Below are 17695 nucleotides of genomic sequence, written 5' to 3'. Positions count from 1 at the left end.
AGCAGGAATCATGGCCCAACCGCACCCTGGCGCGGTAGCTACCCATCGGTAATGATGGCCGCCATGGATCCCGCCGCCCCCGCCGCCGGCACCGACGACGTCGACGTCGACGTCGTCGTGATCGGCTCGGGCTTCGGTGGCAGCGTCGCGGCCCTGCGCCTGGTGGAGAAGGGCTACTCGGTCGTCGTACTGGAGGCGGGGCGGCGCTTCGCCGACCACGAACTGCCGCAGACCTCCTGGCGGATCCGCCGCTTCCTCTGGGCACCGGCGCTGCGCTGCTTCGGCATCCAGCGGATGACCCTGCTCCGCGCCGCCCGCCCGCACGACCACGGCCGACCGGCGAAGGTGCTGGTGCTCTCCGGCGCGGGTGTCGGTGGCGGCTCGCTGGTCTACGCCAACACCCTCTACGAGCCGCTGCCCGCCTTCTACGCCGACGCACAGTGGCGGGACATCACCGACTGGCGTGCCGAACTCGCCCCGCACTACGACCAGGCGAAGCGGATGCTCGGCGTGACGACGTACCCGGAACGGACCGCCGCGGACCGGGCGATGCGGGCGGTGGCCGAGCGGATGGGGGTCGGGAAGACCTTCGCCGCCACCCCCGTCGGGGTCTACCTGGGTCGCCCGGGGGTGCGGGTCGACGACCCCTACTTCGGCGGTGCCGGGCCGGCGCGCACCGGCTGCCTGCACTGCGGCGCCTGCATGACCGGCTGCCGGCACGGCGCCAAGAACAGCCTGGTCAAGAACTACCTCTGGCTCGCCGAGCGGCTCGGTGCCGAGATCCGCCCGCTGACCACCGCGACTGCGATCCGGCCGGCGCCGTCCGGCACCGGCTACGAGGTCGAGACGGTACGCACCGGAGCCTGGCCGCGCCGGCACCGCCGACGGATCCGGGCCGGCCAGGTGGTCGTCGCGGCCGGGGCGGTGCAGACCCAGCGGCTGCTGCACCGGATGCGCGCCACCGGGGCGCTGCCGCAGCTCTCGCCCCGGCTCGGCGCGCTGACCCGGACCAACTCGGAGGCGATCCTCGGCGCGACGGTGCCGCTGCGCACCGCCCGCCGCGACGGCGTCGACTTCACCGGCGGGGTGGCGATCACCAGCTCCTTCCACCCCGACCCGGAGACCTCGGTCGAGCCGGTCCGGTACGGCTCCGGCGCCAACCTGATGGGGCTGCTCCAGTCGGCGCTCGTCGACGGCGGGCCGCACCGGATCCGGCGCTGGCTCGGCACCCTGGCCCGGCGGCCCGGCACCTACCTGCCGCTGCTCTCGGTGCGGGAGTGGTCCCGGCGCACGGTGATCGCGCTGGTCATGCAGTCCCGGGACAACTCGCTGACGCTGCGCTACCACCGGGGCCGGCTCGGCCGGCGGCGCCTCGGCACCGCCGCCGGGCACGGTGCCGCCAACCCGACCTGGATCCCGGCCGGCAACCGGGCGGTCCGGCTGCTCGCCGAGGAGATCGGCGGCATCCCCGGCGGCTCGGTCACCGAGCCGTTCGACGTGCCGGTCACCGCGCACCTGCTCGGCGGCGCCGTGATCGGCACGGGCCCGGACGACGGGGTGGTGGACGCGTACCAGCGGGTCTTCGGGCATCCGGGACTGCACGTGCTGGACGGTGCGGCGGTCTCGGCCAACCTCGGGGTGAACCCGTCGCTGACCATCGCCGCCCAGGCGGAACGGGCGATCTCGTGCTGGCCGAACCGCGCCGATCCGGACCCCCGCCCCCCGCTCGGCGCGGCGTACACCCGGATCGATCCGGTGCCACCCCACCACCCGGCGGTCCCGCCGCACGCCCCGGCAGCACTCCGCTGGGTGTAAGGAAGGGCCCCTCCTTATCGCTTTCTGTATAGGAAGGGCCCCCGCCTAACACCTGATCGGCGGAGCGGCATCCGGCGGCGCTGCGGTTTACCGGTGCCGGCCGGGGCTCGGTAGGCTCCGTACACATGAACACGCCGCGCCCGGTCCTGGTGGTGGACTTCGGAGCCCAGTACGCCCAGCTCATCGCCCGCCGCGTGCGGGAGGCCCGCATCTACTCGGAGATCGTGCCGCACACGATGCCGGTCTCCGAGATGCTGACCAGGGATCCGGCGGCGATCATCCTCTCCGGCGGCCCGGCCAGCGTCTACGCCCCGGGCGCGCCGCAGGTCGACCCGAAGCTCTTCGACACCGGCGTGCCGGTTCTCGGCATCTGCTACGGCTTCCAGGCGATGGCCCGGGCGCTCGGCGGCACCGTGGCGCACACCGGCGGCCGGGAGTACGGCGGCACCGTCCTGCGCACCCGCTCCGGCGCGACCGCGACCGCCCTGCTCCGCGACCTTCCGGCCGAGCTCTCCGTCTGGATGAGCCACGGTGACTGTGTGACGGAGGCGCCGGCCGGGTTCACCGTGACCGCCGAGTCCGCCGGGGCGCCCGTGGCAGCCTTCGAGGATCTGGCCGGGCGCCGGGTCGGCACCCAGTTCCACCCCGAGGTGGGGCACACCGAGCACGGCCAGCGGATGCTGGAGCGCTTTCTCTACGACGTGGCGGGGATCGAGCCGACCTGGACCCCGGAGAACATCATCTCCGAGCAGATCGCCGAGATCCGCTCCCGGGTCGGTGACCGGGAGGTCATCTGCGGCCTCTCCGGCGGTGTCGACTCGGCGGTGGCCGCAGCCCTGGTGCACCGGGCCGTCGGCGACCAGCTCACCTGCGTCTTCGTCGACCATGGTCTGCTGCGGGCCGGCGAGGCCGAGCAGGTGGAGAAGGACTACGTCGCCGCCACCGGGATCAAGCTCAAGGTCGTCGAGGCGGCCGACCGGTTTCTCGGCGCGCTGGCCGGGGTGACCGACCCGGAGCAGAAGCGCAAGATCATCGGCCGGGAGTTCATCCGGGTCTTCGAGGCGGCGGCCCGGGAGGTGGCGGCGAGCGGCGACGTCGAGTTCCTGGTGCAGGGCACCCTCTATCCCGACGTCGTGGAGTCCGGCGGCGGCAGCGGCACCGCCAACATCAAGTCGCACCACAACGTCGGCGGCCTGCCGGAGGATCTGACGTTCTCGCTGGTGGAGCCGCTGCGTACGCTCTTCAAGGACGAGGTACGCCAGCTCGGCCTGGCGCTGGGCCTGCCCGAGGCGATGGTCTGGCGACACCCGTTCCCCGGCCCGGGGCTCGCCATCCGGATCATCGGCGCGGTGGACCGGCAGCGGCTCGACCTGCTCCGGGCGGCCGATCTGATCGCCCGGGAGGAACTCACCGCCGCCGGTCTCGACCGGGACGTCTGGCAGTTCCCGGTGGTGCTGCTCGCCGACGTGCGCAGCGTCGGGGTGCAGGGTGACGGACGCAGTTACGGGCACCCGGTGGTGCTCCGGCCGGTCTCCAGCTCCGACGCCATGACGGCGGACTGGTCCCGCCTGCCGTACGACGTGATCGGCCGGATCTCCACCCGGATCACCAACGAGGTCGCGGAGGTCAACCGGGTGGTGCTCGACGTGACGAGCAAGCCGCCGGGCACCATCGAGTGGGAGTGACCCGCCGTCACGCCGGCGGGCGCGCGGCCGGCGGGCTCTGCGGCTCGGATGCGGTAGGCGGCGGCTCGGGTGCGCTCTGCGGCTCCGACGCGGTAGGCGGCTCCGGTGCGGCCGGTGCGGCCGGTGCGGCAGGTGCGGCAGGTGGGGCCGGTGGGGCAGGTGGGGCCGGTGGGGTGTTCGTGCCGGCGGGCCAGCTCGGTGGCCAGACCGGGCCACGGCCCGGGGCCGGGTGCGGCCAGGCCGGCGCGTCGGCCGGCTCCTCCGGCATCAGGAACCAGAGCACCGGGTACGCCAGCAGGCCGAGCCCGCCGGTGAAGACCGCGACCGCAGCGAAGATCACCCGTACCAGGGTGGGGTCGACGTTGAAGTAGCGGCCGAGGCCGCTCGCCACACCGCCGATCATCCGGTCCGTGGTCGGGCGGCGGAGCTGCTTGTACGGAGGCTGGGTGGGTGGCATCTGCGTCATGTCTCCACAGTCCGCCCGGCGCGCCCGGCTGCCCTCGGTGACCGCCCGGATAGCTACCCTGACCGTTCCCTGACCAGGGTCCGTCGGATGCGGTGACGTGGTCAACTGTCAGGAATCCGACTCTATTTATGGCCGGGTCAGATGATCAAGGGAGAATTTGGTCCTGTGACCCCCGCGCTGGAACCCATCCGCAGGATCGCCGCATACGCGATTTGCACCGATTCAACGGATCGTGTGCTCCTGGTCAGAGCCTCCTCCCGCTCCGGGACGCCCGGTGTCTGGTCGCTGCCCGGCGGCGCCGTCGACCACGGCGAGGACCCGAACCACACCGTGGTGCGCGAAACGGCAGCGGAGACCGGCCTCTCGGTCTCCGTGCTGGGTCTGCGTGACGTCCTGGCCGACATGAGATCGCTGCCGCACCGGGGCGTCACGATCCACACCGATCGCCTGCTCTACCAGGTCTCCGTGCGGGGCGGCACGCTCTGCGACCGCGTCGGCCAACCGACCGACCTCGCCCGCTGGCACACCGTGGAGGAGGCCGGCAGGCTGCTGCTGCGGCCCTTCACCGCGCGCGCCCTCGGCCTGCCGTACGGGCCGATCGACCTGCGGCCGGAGGAGGCGCCGGAGTTCCCCTCCTTCCACGCCGTGCCCGGTCCGGACGGACTGCACCGGGCCCAGCGCTTCGCGGCGTACGCGGTCGCCACCGACCCGGACGGCCGGGTGCTGCTGACCCGGGTCGCCGACGGCTATCCCGGGGCGGGCTGCTGGCACCTGCCCGGCGGTGGCACCGACTACGGCGAGCAGCCCGGGGCGGCGCTGATCCGGGAACTCGTCGAGGAGACCGGGCAGCGCGGCCGGCTGGTCGAGCTGATCGGCGTGGCGAGCCACCGGGACGCGGCCTCGCTCGGCCCCGAGGGCTATCCGATCGACTGGCACGGCGTACGCGCCTTCTACCGGGTGGTGGTCGACTCGCCGGCACCGCCGACCGTCGGCGACGTCGGCGGCTCCACGTCCGAGGCCCGCTGGTTCGGCCGGGAGGAGCTGGAGGCGCTGCCGGTGGACCGGCTGACCGAGGTGACCGCCGAGGCCGTCCAGGCCGCCCGTCTGGGCTGAGCCGGCACCGGAACCCACCCCCACCCGGGCCGGCCGCCGTCGCGGGCGGCATGATCGATACGGGTGCGGGAAGGGAGCGGTGGTGCGACGGCGACGGCGGATCGGGGCGTACGGGCTGTGCCGGGACGGGCGGCGGGTACTTCTCGTCCAGGGCCCCGCCCCCGCCGGCTTCCCGGGGGTCTGGCACCTGCCGGGCGGCGGTGTCGCGCACGGGGAGCATCCGGCCACGGCGGTGCGGCGCGAGTTCGCCGAGGTGACCGGGCTCAGCGTCGAGGTGACCGGGCTGCGTGCGGTGCTCGCCGACGTGGTCCGGCTGGTCGCCGCCGACGGGAGGGTGGCCGAGCACACCGACCGGATCGTCTACGACGTCGTCCCGACCGGCGGCAGGCCGCGCGCCGGGCCGGACGGTGGCGGTGACCAGGTCGCCTGGGTCGCCCCGGACGACCTGGCCGGGCTGGCCCTGATGCCGTTCACCGCCGACCTGCTGGGCCTGCCGGTGCAGCCGCTGCCTGAGGAGGCCCGGCTCGCCCCGGCGGAGGCTCGGGACGCCGGACCTGCCGCGCCGGTCGACCGGCACCAGCGCTTCGCGGCGTACGGGCTGGCCACCGATCCGGCCGGCCGGATCCTGCTCACCCGGATCGCGGCGGGATTTCCCGGTGCCGGCCGGTGGCACCTGCCGGGCGGCGGCACCGACCACGGCGAGCAGCCGGTCAGCGCGCTGCTGCGGGAGCTGGTCGAGGAGACCGGCCAGCTCGGTCGGGTGACCGGCCTGCTGCACGTGTCGCACCGGCACAACACCGCCGAGTTCGGTCCGGAGGGCCGGCCGCTGGACTGGCACGGGGTCCGGGTGATCTACCGGGTCGAGGTCGACGCGCCCACCGAGGCGACGGTGACCGAGGCGGCGGGCGGATCGACCGAGATCGCCGGCTGGTTCCGGCCGGACGAGGTGGGGCGGCTGGCGCGTACCGAGGTGGTGGACGCGGCACTCGCCGCGATCTAGCGAACTCGACCCAGCGGAGAGACGCGCCCCGGCGGGTCGCGAACGTTTCTCCCAAAACGATGGTTGTGACTGATTCGGCTACAGTTGCGGAGGGTCGATACCGCATCCCGGAGGGGACCAGCGTCCCTGGATGGGAGGTCTGGGCGCCTCGGGCGGTTTGCGCGAAATAGCCTTCAGGTAGCTATCGCGGATCCCGGCCCGTCTGTGCGATGGTGTAGGCCGCAATTGGTTGCCGGCCAAGGAGTCCCGGCGCCCGATGGCGCTTGGGCGGTTGCCGCCACGGTGGCGGAGACGTTGATCCGGTGATGGAGGAAGAGTGCCGAGAGCCCCATGGCGTCGGCGTCGTACGTCGGAGAGCCCGCGCCCGGCAGGGCGCCGCTGGGCGGGACGGCTGCGCCGTAGCGGTGCGTTCGCCCGGCAGGTGTTGCTCGTCCGGGTAGGACGCCGGGACCACACCGTGGGCGGCGGCACCGGCGCCCACGTGCTGTCCGACCGCCTCTACCGCGACGAACCCGCCCGGCACGACCCGTACGGGGTCGGCCGGCTCTCCGCCGCCGAGATCGGGTCGGTCGTGCCGGTGAGCCCGGCGGTCGGCCCGGCCGAGCCGGTCGACGCCCCCGCCTCCGCCATGGCGATCCCGCTCCTGCCCGGCGAGCGGACCGCGGCACGCCGGATCAAGTTCGCGGTGGTGAACGCCTGCACCCTGGCCAGCCTGACCCTCGGGCTGCTCGCCATCTTCCAGGCTATGCAGGGTGACGTGCGGGTCGCGGCGTACTGTCTCATCGCCTGCGTCGCGTTCGACGGACTCGACGGGGCACTGGCCCGCAAGATGGGCGTGGCCAGCCCGTTCGGCGCTCAGATGGACTCGCTGGCCGACATGTGCTCGTTCGGCCTGGCCGCCCCGGTGGTGGTCTACGCCTCGCTGGTGGGCTCGGTCTCGACCTCGGCCGCCGGCGTGGCCTGCGCGCTCGTGGCGGCGTGCGCGGCGGTCCGGCTCGCCCGGTTCAACGTGTCACCAAAGGACGGCCGGTTCTTCTGCGGAGTGCCGACCACGATGGCCGCGGCGGTCCTCGCCCTGGCGGTGCTGATCGGCCTGCCGGTCTCCGGCAGGATCCAGGTGGCCGGCATGGGACTGCTCGCTCTCGCCATGGTCTCCAGCTTCCCGTACGCCAAACTGGCCCGGTTGATCAAGTTTCCGCCGTGGGTGTGGATTGTCCCGGTGATCGGTGCCCTGATCGACATCAGGCTCACCTTCGCGCTCCTGGTGGTCGGTTACCTGGTCAGCGGGCCGTTGGTCTGGCTCCGCCAGCGCCGTACCGCCTGACCCGGCCGCGTCGGCCGCGCCGTACGCCGGACCGGAAGACGACGACCCGTGCCGCAGAGTCCCTTCCACGAACTCTGCGGCACGTGACACATGGGCACGTCGCGACCGTCGGTGGCCGGGACGGTCAGCGCCAGCGGGCGATGATCGAGGATCCGCCGATCACCCGTTCGCCCGGGCCGACCACCGGCTCGGCCGCGTCGGCGGGCAGGTAGACGTCGGTCCGCGAGCCGAACCGGATCAGGCCGAACCGTTCGCCCCGGGCCAGCAGCGCACCGACCGGGGCCCGCTGCACGATCCGCCGGGCGATCAGGCCGGTCCGCTGGGCCACCACCACGGTGCCGTGATCGGTGTCCAGCACCGTGTACGCGGCGACGTTGTGCTCGGCGTCCGGCTTCATCGCGGCGGCGAAACCGCCGTCGGAGACGAAGTAGTCGACCACCTTGCCCGCCACCGGCGAGCGGTTGACGTGCACGTCCAGCACGGAGAGGAAGACCGCGATCCGGAGGAACTCGCCGTCGCCGAAGCGTTCGTCCCGGAGCCGCTGCACGGAGAGGACCTGACCGTCGGCGGCGGCGACGACGGCGGACTCGTCGTCCGGCACGTCCCGCTCCGGGTCCCGGAAGAAGGCGGCCACCGGACCGGCGGCGAGTGCGGGCAGCAGCCAGAGCCGGGACTTCGGTCGGGTGATCCGGGTGACCGTGGCGAGCCCCAGCGCGATGCCGGCCGCGGCGACCCCGTTGGAGTCGATGTGCATCCGCCGGGTCAGCGGCACGCTCGACGTACGGTAGCCGGGTGCCAACCGGGCCGCGACCGACATGTCGGCCGGGGTGAACCGGAGCCGGTGCACCCGGACCGGAGGCTGGTTGACCAGGACGAGGTCGGTGGCGACGCCGAACAGGGCGCTCTGCCGGTCGAGTTCGGCGGCGGCACCCGGGGCCCGGCCGGGCAGCGCCGGCACCAGCACGCTGAGCACGCCGCCGCCGGTCAGGTGTTTGGTCAGGCCGTCCAGCGTGGCCCGGGTCTCCTCGGCGGTGCCGGTCAACGGCTCGGCGGCGATCACCACGTCCGCCGCGTCCGCCTCGATCAGCGAGTCGACCACCCGTACCCGGTCGGCGGTCCACTGCCCGAGCGTCCCGAGGTGCTCCCGGAGCTGGTCCGCGGCGAGCGCGTCCGCCGGTACGACGGTGAGCACGTCGTCGTGCAGCTGCGCGTCGAGCGCTGCGGCCAGCACCGGCGAGTCGGTGGTGGCCCCGACCAGCAGGGTCGTCTTCGGGCCCTGGTGCCGGGAGGTCTCGGTGGTGAGGACGCGGGCGGCGCGCTCGCCGACGCGGACCGGACGGCCTGGGCCGGTGGCGCGTCCGGCGGGGGACTGGGTCATCTCGGGCGGGCTCCTCGCGAGGTCAGGACGGACGGCTGCCGATGCCGGCGCGGGCTACGCGGTGGGCGGTTCGCGGCTGCGGCACGTGATCGGCCGGCGGAGGGAAACCTCCGCCGGCCAGTTTAGGCACCGCCCGATCCCGCCGCACCGATCACGTGGGTCGCCCGGTGCCCCTGCCTGTCCCGGTGGCATCTCCGGGGTTTCCGGCCGGCCCTTCAGACGGCGGCCCGTCGTCGCCGTCCTGCCCGCCGGAGGGCGTGCCGGTGGGCCGGGGGAACGGTTCGGTGGTCCCTCGGGGGTACAGCTCGGCGGTGGGTCGGTCGGCGTCGGTCTGCCCGGTGGTGTCGCGGTCGAACAGCCAGGTCGGGTCGGTGGCGGTCGATGCGGTCGGGTCCGGGTCGACCGGAGCGAGGTCGACCGGAGCGAACGGGTCCGGGTCGATCGGTCGGCTCTGGTCCGGGTCGATCGATCCGCCCCGGTATGGGTCGGTGGGTCGGGCCGGCTCGGTATCGCTCGGCCGGGCCGGTTCCGTAACCGCCGGTCCGGCCGGCTCGGTAACCGCCGGCTGCCGCCCCGACCGGTTAGCCCGGAGAGCGCCGACCAGCCCCAGCGCGCCGACCCCGATCAGGCCCGCCGCCACCAACCAGCCGATGGCCGGCAGCGTGAGGTGCATGAGCTGCGCGAACAGCCACCAGGCGGCGATGGCGAGGAAGATCAGGGCGAAAGTCAGCGACACCCCGTCCGTGCGGTGCGCCTTCATCGAGTCACCTCCGCGGTGCCGGCATCGACCGACAGGTCGAGCAGCAGTTTGCCACCGCCGGCTCCGTCCTCGCCGAGGTCGGTCACCTCGCGCGGGCTGCCGTTGAAGTGGCCGTACCGGTGGTCCAGAACCAGGGCGTCCCCCGCGTCCACGTCGAGCCGTACGGTCACGTCGACGGTGGGCGGCAGGATCACCTTCACCTCACCGAGGTCGACGTCCACGCTCACCCGGGCGTCCTGATCGGTGAAGTCGATCCGGGTCAGGTCCAGTGTGGCCCTGCCCAGCCGGGTCTCGTAGCGGTCGGCCAGCACGGCGTAGCTGGCCGGCGCCCAGAGGACGTCCTCCTCGTGCTGGAACCTGGTCTGCGACTCGGCCACGGTGGAGATGCCGAGGGCAGAGGCCGCGACCAGCCCGAGGGCGATCAGCCAGCGGGCCCGGCCGAACCAGACGCCGACCAGCAGCCCGATGGCGATGGTCACCAGCACGGCGGCGAAGTAGGTGGACGGCGCGATCCGGATCGCGTTGGTCAGGTCGAGGATCGCGACCAGGCCGATCGCCACGAAGATCATCGAGAAGGTGGCGCCGCCCAGCGCCGAGCGTTCGCGTGGCCGCTTCGGCTCCTTCACCTTCGGCGGCGGCGGTGGTGGTGGGACCGGCCGCGCGGTGGCGTAGGGGCCGTGCGGCGCGAACGGTGCCCGGTAGCCCCCGGGCACGGGTGGTACGGCCGGCTGCGGGCCGTGCGGCGCGACCGCCGGCGGCACGGCCGGCCAGCCAGGTGCGGCCCAGCCAGGTGCCGGCGGTGGCGGGGCGGTGGCCGTGGCGGCCCCGGGCGGATAGCCCGGTGCGGCGGGCGGTTGCGCTGCCGGCGGATACCAGCCCGGGTGTCCGGGCCCGGTCCCCGGCGGCACCGGGTAGCCGGTCCCCGGCGGTGGATAGCCCGGCGGCGGTGGTGGCGCGGTGCCCGGTTGCCAGTAGGCCCCGGCCCGCCCCCGGTCCCGGTCCCGATTGAGCAGCAGTGCACCGGTGATGAGGACGGCCGCACCGAGCAGCACGGCCCGGAAGGTGTCGGTGACAATGAAGCCGAACAGCACCGCGACGATGATTCCGAGCACCAGCACCGTGACCGGGGACATGCTCGACCGGCCACGGCCGAGCATCGACTCCACCGGTGAGGCGCTGTCGCCCTCGGACGGAATGATCAGCCAGGCGGCGAGGTACACGAGGATGCCGATGCCGCCGAAGAAGCCCAGTACGGCGAGGAGGACCCGCCAGAGGATCGGGTCGCTGTTCGTGGCCCGGCCGATCGCGGCGCAGACGCCGGCCAGGTAGCGACCCTCGCGCGGCCGGACGAGGTTGTACCGGTAGGCGAATCCGAACTCCGGTCCGCCGCCGGGTGGCGGTGGCCCGCCGGCTCCGGGCGGCATGGGCCCGCCGGGCGGTGGCCCGCCGGGCGGTGGTGGCCCGCCGGCCCCGGGGGGTGGTGGCTCGCCGGCCCCGGGCGGCGGGATGTCGCCGGGCGGCGGTGGCCAGGCTGTTGCGGAGGGCGGGGAGTCCTGCGGCTCGGCCGGTGGTGGGCCGGCAACGCCCGGATCCGGCACGCCGGGCCGCTCCTGGGCGAGGTCGGGGCTGTCCGCTCGGGCAGGGCCGCCCACCGGACCAGGCGTTCCACGGGCGGCAGCGTCGTCGGTCATGCTCCGATCCTCCGTCGGTCATGCTGCGGCGGCCTCCGGCGGTGACCCTGAGCCCACCCTGAGATATCTCGCCGGCAAAGTCCGGGGAGTCCCCATGGCCGCCGAGCGGGGCGCGTGTGACGATCGGAGCGCACCCGCCACCACCGGGACCAGCCACCACCGGGACCTATCCGCACGAGGAGTACGACGATCCGCGCCATGACCGAGCCACCCCGGCTGCACCGCGCCCGCGACCACCGCATGGTCGCCGGGGTGGCCGCCGGGATCGCCCTGCACCTGGGCGTCCGTGCGGTCTGGGTGCGGATGGTGTTCCTTCTGCTGCTCGGCTTCAGCGGGCTCGGCCTGCTGCTCTACGCGGCGTTCTGGGCGGTGGTGCCGCCGTTGCCCGGCGGTGCCCCACCCCGGCGCAACGTCTTCCAACTAATGCCGTTCGTCGCCATCGGTCTCGGCGTGATCCTGATCGAGGTGCTGGCGTTCAAGTCGGGCGGGGTGGCCGGGACGGCCGGCTGGTTGGTGTCGATCATCGCGGTCGGCGCCGGGGTGATCTGGCACCAGTCCGCGCCCGAGCGCCGCTGGCAGTGGGAGCGGTCGCTGCCGGTGCCGTGGCTCGGCGCGGTGGTGGCGGAGAGCGACCGCCGGGCCTTCATCCTGCGGTTCATCGGCGGCGGAGTGCTGGTCGCCGTCGGTCTGATCGGCGTGGTGGCGGTGTACCGCCCGCAGGGCAACTTCGACGCCGTGATCAACGGGGTGATCTTCGCGCTGGTCGCGCTCGCCGGGGTCGCCGTGGTGGCCGCACCGGTGCTCTGGCGCACGTACAACCAGTTGCGGGCGGAGCGGGAGGGGCGGATCCGCGAGCAGGAGCGGGCCGAGTTGGCCGCGATGATCCACGACCAGGTGCTGCACACCCTCGCCCTGATCCAGCGCAACGCGGCCGACGTCAAGACCGTCCAGCGGCTCGCCCGGGGGCAGGAGCGGTCGCTGCGGAACTGGCTGTACAGACCGACCGGTTCTCCCACCGAGCGGTTCGCGGCCGCGCTGGAGCAGGCCGCCGCCGAGGTGGAGGACACCTTCGCGATCACGGTGGAGGCGGTGGTGGTCGGGGACCGGGAAACCGACGAGCGGGTCGGCGCGCTGGTGGCCGCGGCCCGGGAGGCACTGGTCAACGCCGCCCGGCACGCGAAGGTGCAGACGGTGTCGCTCTACGCCGAGGTCGAGCCGGAGCAGGTCAGTGTCTTCGTCCGGGACCGGGGTGCGGGGTTCGATCCGACTACCGTTGAGGAACACCGGCACGGCGTACGGGGCTCGATCGTCGGGCGGATGAAGCGGCACGGCGGGCGGGCCGAGATCCGCAGTGCGCCGGGGGACGGTACCGAGGTGCGACTCTTCCTGCCGACTCCGCGGGAGAGCACAGCAGCAGGAAAGGACAGGTAGAGATCATGGTCGAGACGACGGGGCCGGCGCAGGAGGGCATCCCGGAGCCGCGGCCGCTGCGGGTCTTCCTCGTCGACGACCACGCGATGTTCCGGGCCGGCGTACGGGCCGAGCTGGGCGCGCACGTCGAGGTGGTGGGCGAGGCCAGCACGGTGACCGAGGCGATCACCCGGATCGTGGCGACCGAGCCGGACGTGGTGCTGCTCGACGTACACATGCCGGACGGGGGCGGTCGGGCGGTGCTGGAGGCGGTCCGGCGTACCCGCCCGGAGGTGCGGTTCCTGGCACTGAGCGTATCGGACGCGGCCGAGGACGTGATCGGGCTGATCCGGGCGGGCGCCCGGGGGTACGTCACCAAGACGATCTCGCCGGACGAGCTGACCGCCGCCATCCGCCGGGTAGCCGACGGCGACGCGGTCTTCAGCCCCCGGCTGGCCGGGTTCGTGCTGGACTCCTTCGCCTCCCGGCCGGACGCGCCGGTCGCGGACCCGGAGCTGGACCAGCTCACCAACCGCGAGCGGGAGGTGCTGAGGCTGCTCGCCCGGGGCTACGCCTACAAGGAGATCGCCAAGGAGTTGTTCATCTCGATCAAGACGGTGGAGACACACGTCTCGAACGTGCTGCGCAAGCTCCAGATGTCCAACCGCTACGAGCTCTCCCGCTGGGCCGCCGACCGCCGCCTGGTCTGATCCGAACCGGCCGGCGGGAGCGGCCGCGTCGCACGGCCCGTCGGCCGCGTCGCACGGCCCGTCGGCCGCGTCGCACGGCCCGTCGGCCGCGTCGCACGGCCCGTCGGCCGCGTCGCACGGCCCGTCGGCCGCCGCCATGCGGGTGCGCCGTCGGCGGATCCGCCGGTGGGACATCGGCCGAGCGGAGGGTGCCCGACCGATGACGTTCAGATACCCTACATCGATGAATCTCGCTATCCCGTCGTCTGTCGGCTACCCGTCCGTCCGGGGTCGCGTTGCCCGAACGGCCGAACACGGCAGGTATGCGCTTGACATCGGAGAGCGTCCGAAGCGAGGCGGGGAACGTCACAGCGCGCCGGGCGGGCATCCAGCAACCTAACTGTTGCTGGCCATGTTTTCCCAGCTCAGAGCCGTATTGGAGGGGTGCCGGGGTGGCTCGTACACGCGCCGGAAACATTGCCCGGCAACTAACGGGTTGATAACGGCACCTTTCCGCGCTAGGCAGCTCAGTGTCACAGTGTCAGTCACCTCACAGTCCCTCGTGAGCGCCCTGAGGAGGCTTCACTCATGCGCGGGCAATTCCCGTTAAAGATGGCGGTCGGAGCGACCGCCATAATGTTGTTGGCGGCAGGCTGCGGTGGCGGCGGCGATGACGAGACCTCGGCGGCCGACGCCCTGGTGTCGATCGGCATCGGCGAGCCGCAGCACCTGATCCCCTCCAACACCACCGAGTCCAACGGTGCCGAGGTGCTGGCAGCACTCTTCAGCCCGCTCGTGGACTTCGACGCCGACAACAAGCCGTACCTGGTCGCCGCCGAGTCGGTGGAGTCGACGGACAACAAGGTCTGGACGATCAAGCTGAAGGACGGCTACACCTTCCACAACGGCGAGAAGGTGACCTCCGACAGCTACATCAACGCCTGGAACCACGGCGCGTACGGCCCGAACGGCAACGGCGGCTCGTACTTCTACGAGCGCATCGAGGGCTACAACGACCTGCAGTCCAAGGACCCGGACGGCGAAGAGGGCCCGCAGAAGGCTCCGGAGCCGGCGGCGAAGACCATGAGCGGCCTCAAGAAGGTCGACGACCTCACCTTCACGGTGACGCTGACCGAGCCGTTCTCCGGCTGGCGTTCGGTGATGGGCTACACCGTCTTCTACCCGCTGCCGCAGGCGGCGTGGGCCTCCGAGGGCGTGCTCAAGGAGGACTACGAGCAGGCGCCGATCGGTAACGGCCCCTTCAAGATGAAGGGCACCTGGCAGCACGACTCGAAGATCGAGGTCGAGCGCTACGACGCGTACCCGGGCGACAAGCCCAAGGTCGGCGGCGTCAACTACAAGATCTACCAGGAGCAGACCGCCCAGTACGCCGACCTGATGGGTGGCGCCCTGGACGTGGTGACCCAGATTCCGATCGAGAACCTGGCGCAGGCCCCGGCCGACCTGGGTGACCGCTTCAAGACCGGCCCGAACTCGGTCTTCCAGTTCGTCGGCTTCCCGACCTTCCTCCCGCAGTACTCGAAGGTCGAGGTCCGCAAGGCGATCTCCATGGCGATCAACCGCAAGGAGATCACCGACAACATCTTCCGTGGCTCGCAGAGCCCGGCGACCTCGTTCGTCTCCCCGGCGGTGGCCGGCTACCGCGAGAACAGCTGCGGCGAGCCGTGCACCTACGACCCGGCCAAGGCCAAGGCGGACTACGCGGCCGCGGGCGGCCCGGCGCAGATCAAGATCACGTACAACGCCGACGGTGGGCACAAGCCGTGGGTCGACGCGACCTGCAACCAGCTCAAGGCCAACCTCGGCGTCGACTGCGTCGGTGTCGGCGAGCCCAAGTTCGCCGACCTGCTCACCAAGGTCGAGAACAAGGAAGACGTCGGCATGATCCGGCTCGGCTGGATCATGGACTACCCGCTGATGGAGAACTACCTCGGCCCGCTGTACGGGACCAACGGTTCGTCGAACTACTACGGCTACAGCAACCCGGAGTTCGACAACCTGGTCAAGCAGGGTTCGGCCGCGCCGACCGAGGAAGAGGCCATCAAGCTCTGGCAGCAGGCCGAGGACATCCTCGCCCGCGACATGCCGGTGATTCCGCTGCGGCTCGGCCAGAACGTCTACGGCCACTCGGAGCGGGTCAAGAACGTCGAGGTCGACAAGTTCCAGAAGGTCGAGCTCCTCAAGATCGAGGCGACGAGCTGACCTGACTGCTCCACGTCACGGACGGTCCGGTCCACCCGGCCAAACCCGGGTCGGATCGGACCGTCCGTGCGAGCCTCACCGGCCCGCCATCGGACCGGTGGGGCTGCAGTCGCTACCGTGCGCATCACGGTCTGCTGCCCACCAGGCAGTCGCCGATGCTCGTCTCGCTAAGGACTTGGGATATGTTCCGCTACTTCGTGCGGCGCGTGCTGCAGGGGGTCCTGACGTTTTTCGGGGCCACCTTCATCGTGTACGCGCTGATGTTCGCCAACCAGGACGACCCGCTCCAGGCTCTGGCGGGTGAGCGACCACTGCCGGAGAACGTCCGGCAGGCACTCACCGAAAGGTACCATCTGGACGATCCGTTCATCCTCCAATATGGCCACTACATGCGCGGCCTGCTGACCGGGGACTTCGGCATCTCGCTGACCAACCGGCCGATCGCCGACATGATGCAGCAGGCCTGGCCGGTGACCATCCGGCTCGCCGTATTCGCGATCATCATCTCGGCGCTCTTCGCCGTCACCGCCGGCATCATCTCCGGGATCCGGCGCGGTGGGCTCTTCGACAACACCACGCTGATCATCACGCTGATCCTGCTCTCCCTGCCGATCGTCGTGCTGGCGCCGCTGGCGCAGCTCATCTTCGGCGTGCAGCTGCGGTGGTTTCCCGCGACAGCCGGTGCCGAACCCGGGTTCTACCAACTCATCCTTCCGGCGGTGGTGCTGAGCTGTCTGGTCATCGCCACCCAGATCCGGGTCACCCGGGCGTCGGTCGCGGAGAACCTCCGCTCGGACTACGTCCGCACCGCCCGGGCCAAGGGCCTGGCGAACCGGCGGGTGATCGGCGTCCACGTGCTGCGCAACTCGCTGATCCCGGTCGTGACGCTGATCGGTCTCGACCTGGGGCAACTGATGGCCGGCGCGATCGTCACCGAGGGTGTCTTCAACATCCCGGGCGTCGGCTTCAACCTGTTCCGGGGGATCCGCACCGAGGACGGGCCGCTGGTGGTCGGGTTCGTCAGCATCCTGGTGATCGTCTTCCTGGTGGTCAACCTGATCGTCGACCTGCTGTACGCGGTCCTCGACCCGAGGATCCGTTATGAGTAAGCGAAACCGCCGGCTCAGCGCGTGTGTGCCTGATGGCGGCGCGGAGCGTAGCGAGATGGCGGGCAAGAGTGAGCGAGGCGCCCGATGAGTAACGTCGAATCTGCGGCCAAGGCCGAGGCCGATGCCATACCCGGAGGCCCGCCCGGAGCCCCGGAGGCAGGACCGGAGAAGCCACGCAGCCTGACCGGCGACGCCTGGGACGACCTGCGCCGGAACTGGATCTTCTGGGGAGCCGCGGTGCTGGTCGTGCTGGTCGTCACGATGGCGGCCTTCCCGACCCTGTTCACCTCGGCCGACCCGGGTGCCTGCGCGCTCTCCCGGCAGCACCAGGGGCCCTCCGGCGGGGCGATCTTCGGCTACAACTTCCAGGGCTGTGACGTCTACGCCCGGACGATCCACGGTGCCCGCAACTCAGTGCTGATCGGGCTCTTCGCCACCCTGATCGCCGGGACGATCGGCCTGGTCGTCGGGATGGCGGCCGGCTACTTCGGCGGCTGGATCGATGCCCTGCTCGCCCGCGGCATCGACATCGTGCTCGGCATCCCCACCCTGCTCGCGGCGATCGTGCTCGCCCGGCGGCTCTCCGCCGACCCGCAGAACTCGGGCTTCTGGGCGGTGGTCTTCACCCTGGGGGTGCTGACCTGGACCACCGGTGCCCGGATCATGCGCTCGTCGGTGATCGCGGCCAAGAGCCAGGACTACGTCGCGGCGGCCCGGATGCTGGGCGCCGGCCCGGTGCGGCTGATGTTCCGGCACATCCTGCCGAACGCGGCCGCGCCCTTCGTGGTGGTGCTGACCATCCTGCTCGGCATCAACATCGCCACCGAGGCCACCCTGACCTTCCTCGGTGTCGGCCTGAAGGGCAACGCCATCTCCTGGGGCATCGACATCTCGACGGCGGCGCCGTACGTCCGGGAGACGGCCACTCCGCTGGTCTGGCCGTCGGTCTTCCTGGCCATGACCGTGCTGGCGTTCATCATGCTCGGCGACGCGATCCGCGACGCCTTCGACCCGAGGCTGCGGTGAGCTGAC

13 protein-coding genes and 1 pseudogene are annotated in these 17695 nt (G+C 72.1%); 10 read left to right on the top strand and 4 right to left on the bottom strand.

Features of this window, described 5'->3' with window-relative positions:
• Positions 1–63 precede the first annotated feature (63 nt).
• Positions 64–1815: an FAD-dependent oxidoreductase gene (locus ACN27G_RS25185; RefSeq protein WP_421495234.1), complete on the top strand. Its 1752-nt coding sequence runs from the start codon at positions 64–66 to the stop codon at positions 1813–1815.
• Between the two features lie 125 nt (positions 1816–1940).
• A complete protein-coding gene (gene guaA, locus ACN27G_RS25180) occupies positions 1941–3500 on the top strand; it encodes a glutamine-hydrolyzing GMP synthase (protein WP_421495233.1) in 1560 nt (519 codons plus the stop codon).
• Between the two features lie 7 nt (positions 3501–3507).
• On the opposite strand, the gene ACN27G_RS25175 is transcribed toward guaA, so the two are convergent.
• Complete coding sequence (locus ACN27G_RS25175; protein WP_421495232.1) at positions 3508–3966, bottom strand: PspC domain-containing protein; 459 nt, start codon at positions 3964–3966, stop codon at positions 3508–3510.
• Between the two features lie 165 nt (positions 3967–4131).
• Between ACN27G_RS25175 and ACN27G_RS25170 the strand changes: the two genes are divergently transcribed.
• The 3 genes from ACN27G_RS25170 (at position 4132) to ACN27G_RS25160 (ending at position 7403) form a co-directional block, all read left to right on the top strand.
• Positions 4132–5079 carry an NUDIX domain-containing protein gene (locus tag ACN27G_RS25170; RefSeq protein ID WP_421495231.1) on the top strand — a complete coding sequence of 316 codons (948 nt, stop codon included), beginning with the start codon at positions 4132–4134 and terminating at the stop codon, positions 5077–5079.
• 82 nt (positions 5080–5161) lie between these two features.
• Positions 5162–6079 carry an NUDIX hydrolase gene (locus ACN27G_RS25165; protein ID WP_421495230.1) on the top strand — a complete coding sequence of 306 codons (918 nt, stop codon included), beginning with the start codon at positions 5162–5164 and terminating at the stop codon, positions 6077–6079.
• 391 nt (positions 6080–6470) lie between these two features.
• Positions 6471–7403, top strand: a complete 933-nt coding sequence (locus ACN27G_RS25160) for a CDP-alcohol phosphatidyltransferase family protein (protein WP_421497453.1) — start codon at positions 6471–6473, stop codon at positions 7401–7403.
• A 124-nt stretch (positions 7404–7527) separates the two neighbouring features.
• Here the strand turns inward: ACN27G_RS25160 and ACN27G_RS25155 are convergent, their stop codons facing one another.
• From ACN27G_RS25155 to ACN27G_RS25145, 3 genes and pseudogenes are all read right to left on the bottom strand, one after another.
• Complete coding sequence (locus tag ACN27G_RS25155) at positions 7528–8781, bottom strand: phosphatidylserine decarboxylase (RefSeq protein WP_421495229.1); 1254 nt, start codon at positions 8779–8781, stop codon at positions 7528–7530.
• Between the two features lie 502 nt (positions 8782–9283).
• Positions 9284–9541, bottom strand: a pseudogene (locus tag ACN27G_RS25150) (hypothetical protein); the annotation flags it as partial.
• Positions 9538–11232, bottom strand: a complete 1695-nt coding sequence (locus ACN27G_RS25145; RefSeq protein WP_421495228.1) for a PspC domain-containing protein — start codon at positions 11230–11232, stop codon at positions 9538–9540. The gene ACN27G_RS25145 and the pseudogene ACN27G_RS25150, both read right to left, overlap by 4 nt.
• A 198-nt stretch (positions 11233–11430) precedes the next feature.
• Here ACN27G_RS25145 and ACN27G_RS25140 point away from each other — a divergent pair, with 198 nt between their 5' ends.
• From ACN27G_RS25140 to ACN27G_RS25120, 5 genes are all read left to right on the top strand, one after another.
• Positions 11431–12663 (top strand): PspC domain-containing protein, encoded by a 1233-nt coding sequence (locus ACN27G_RS25140; protein WP_421495227.1) that lies wholly within the window; start codon positions 11431–11433, stop codon positions 12661–12663.
• Between the two features lie 5 nt (positions 12664–12668).
• Positions 12669–13352, top strand: coding sequence for a response regulator (locus tag ACN27G_RS25135; RefSeq protein WP_421495226.1), 684 nt, complete (start codon positions 12669–12671; stop codon positions 13350–13352).
• A gap of 567 nt (positions 13353–13919) precedes the next feature.
• On the top strand, positions 13920–15554 hold the full coding sequence (locus ACN27G_RS25130; protein ID WP_421495225.1) for a peptide ABC transporter substrate-binding protein: 1635 nt from the start codon (positions 13920–13922) through the stop codon (positions 15552–15554).
• Between the two features lie 182 nt (positions 15555–15736).
• Positions 15737–16663 (top strand): ABC transporter permease, encoded by a 927-nt coding sequence (locus ACN27G_RS25125; RefSeq protein ID WP_421495224.1) that lies wholly within the window; start codon positions 15737–15739, stop codon positions 16661–16663.
• 84 nt (positions 16664–16747) lie between these two features.
• Positions 16748–17689, top strand: a complete 942-nt coding sequence (locus ACN27G_RS25120; RefSeq protein ID WP_421495223.1) for an ABC transporter permease — start codon at positions 16748–16750, stop codon at positions 17687–17689.
• Positions 17690–17695: the final 6 nt, after the last annotated feature.

The sequence above is a fragment of the Plantactinospora sp. WMMB334 genome, assembly GCF_049179095.1.
In the GTDB taxonomy this organism is placed as follows: domain Bacteria; phylum Actinomycetota; class Actinomycetes; order Mycobacteriales; family Micromonosporaceae; genus Plantactinospora.
This window is presented reverse-complemented; position numbering and strand designations above follow the sequence as displayed.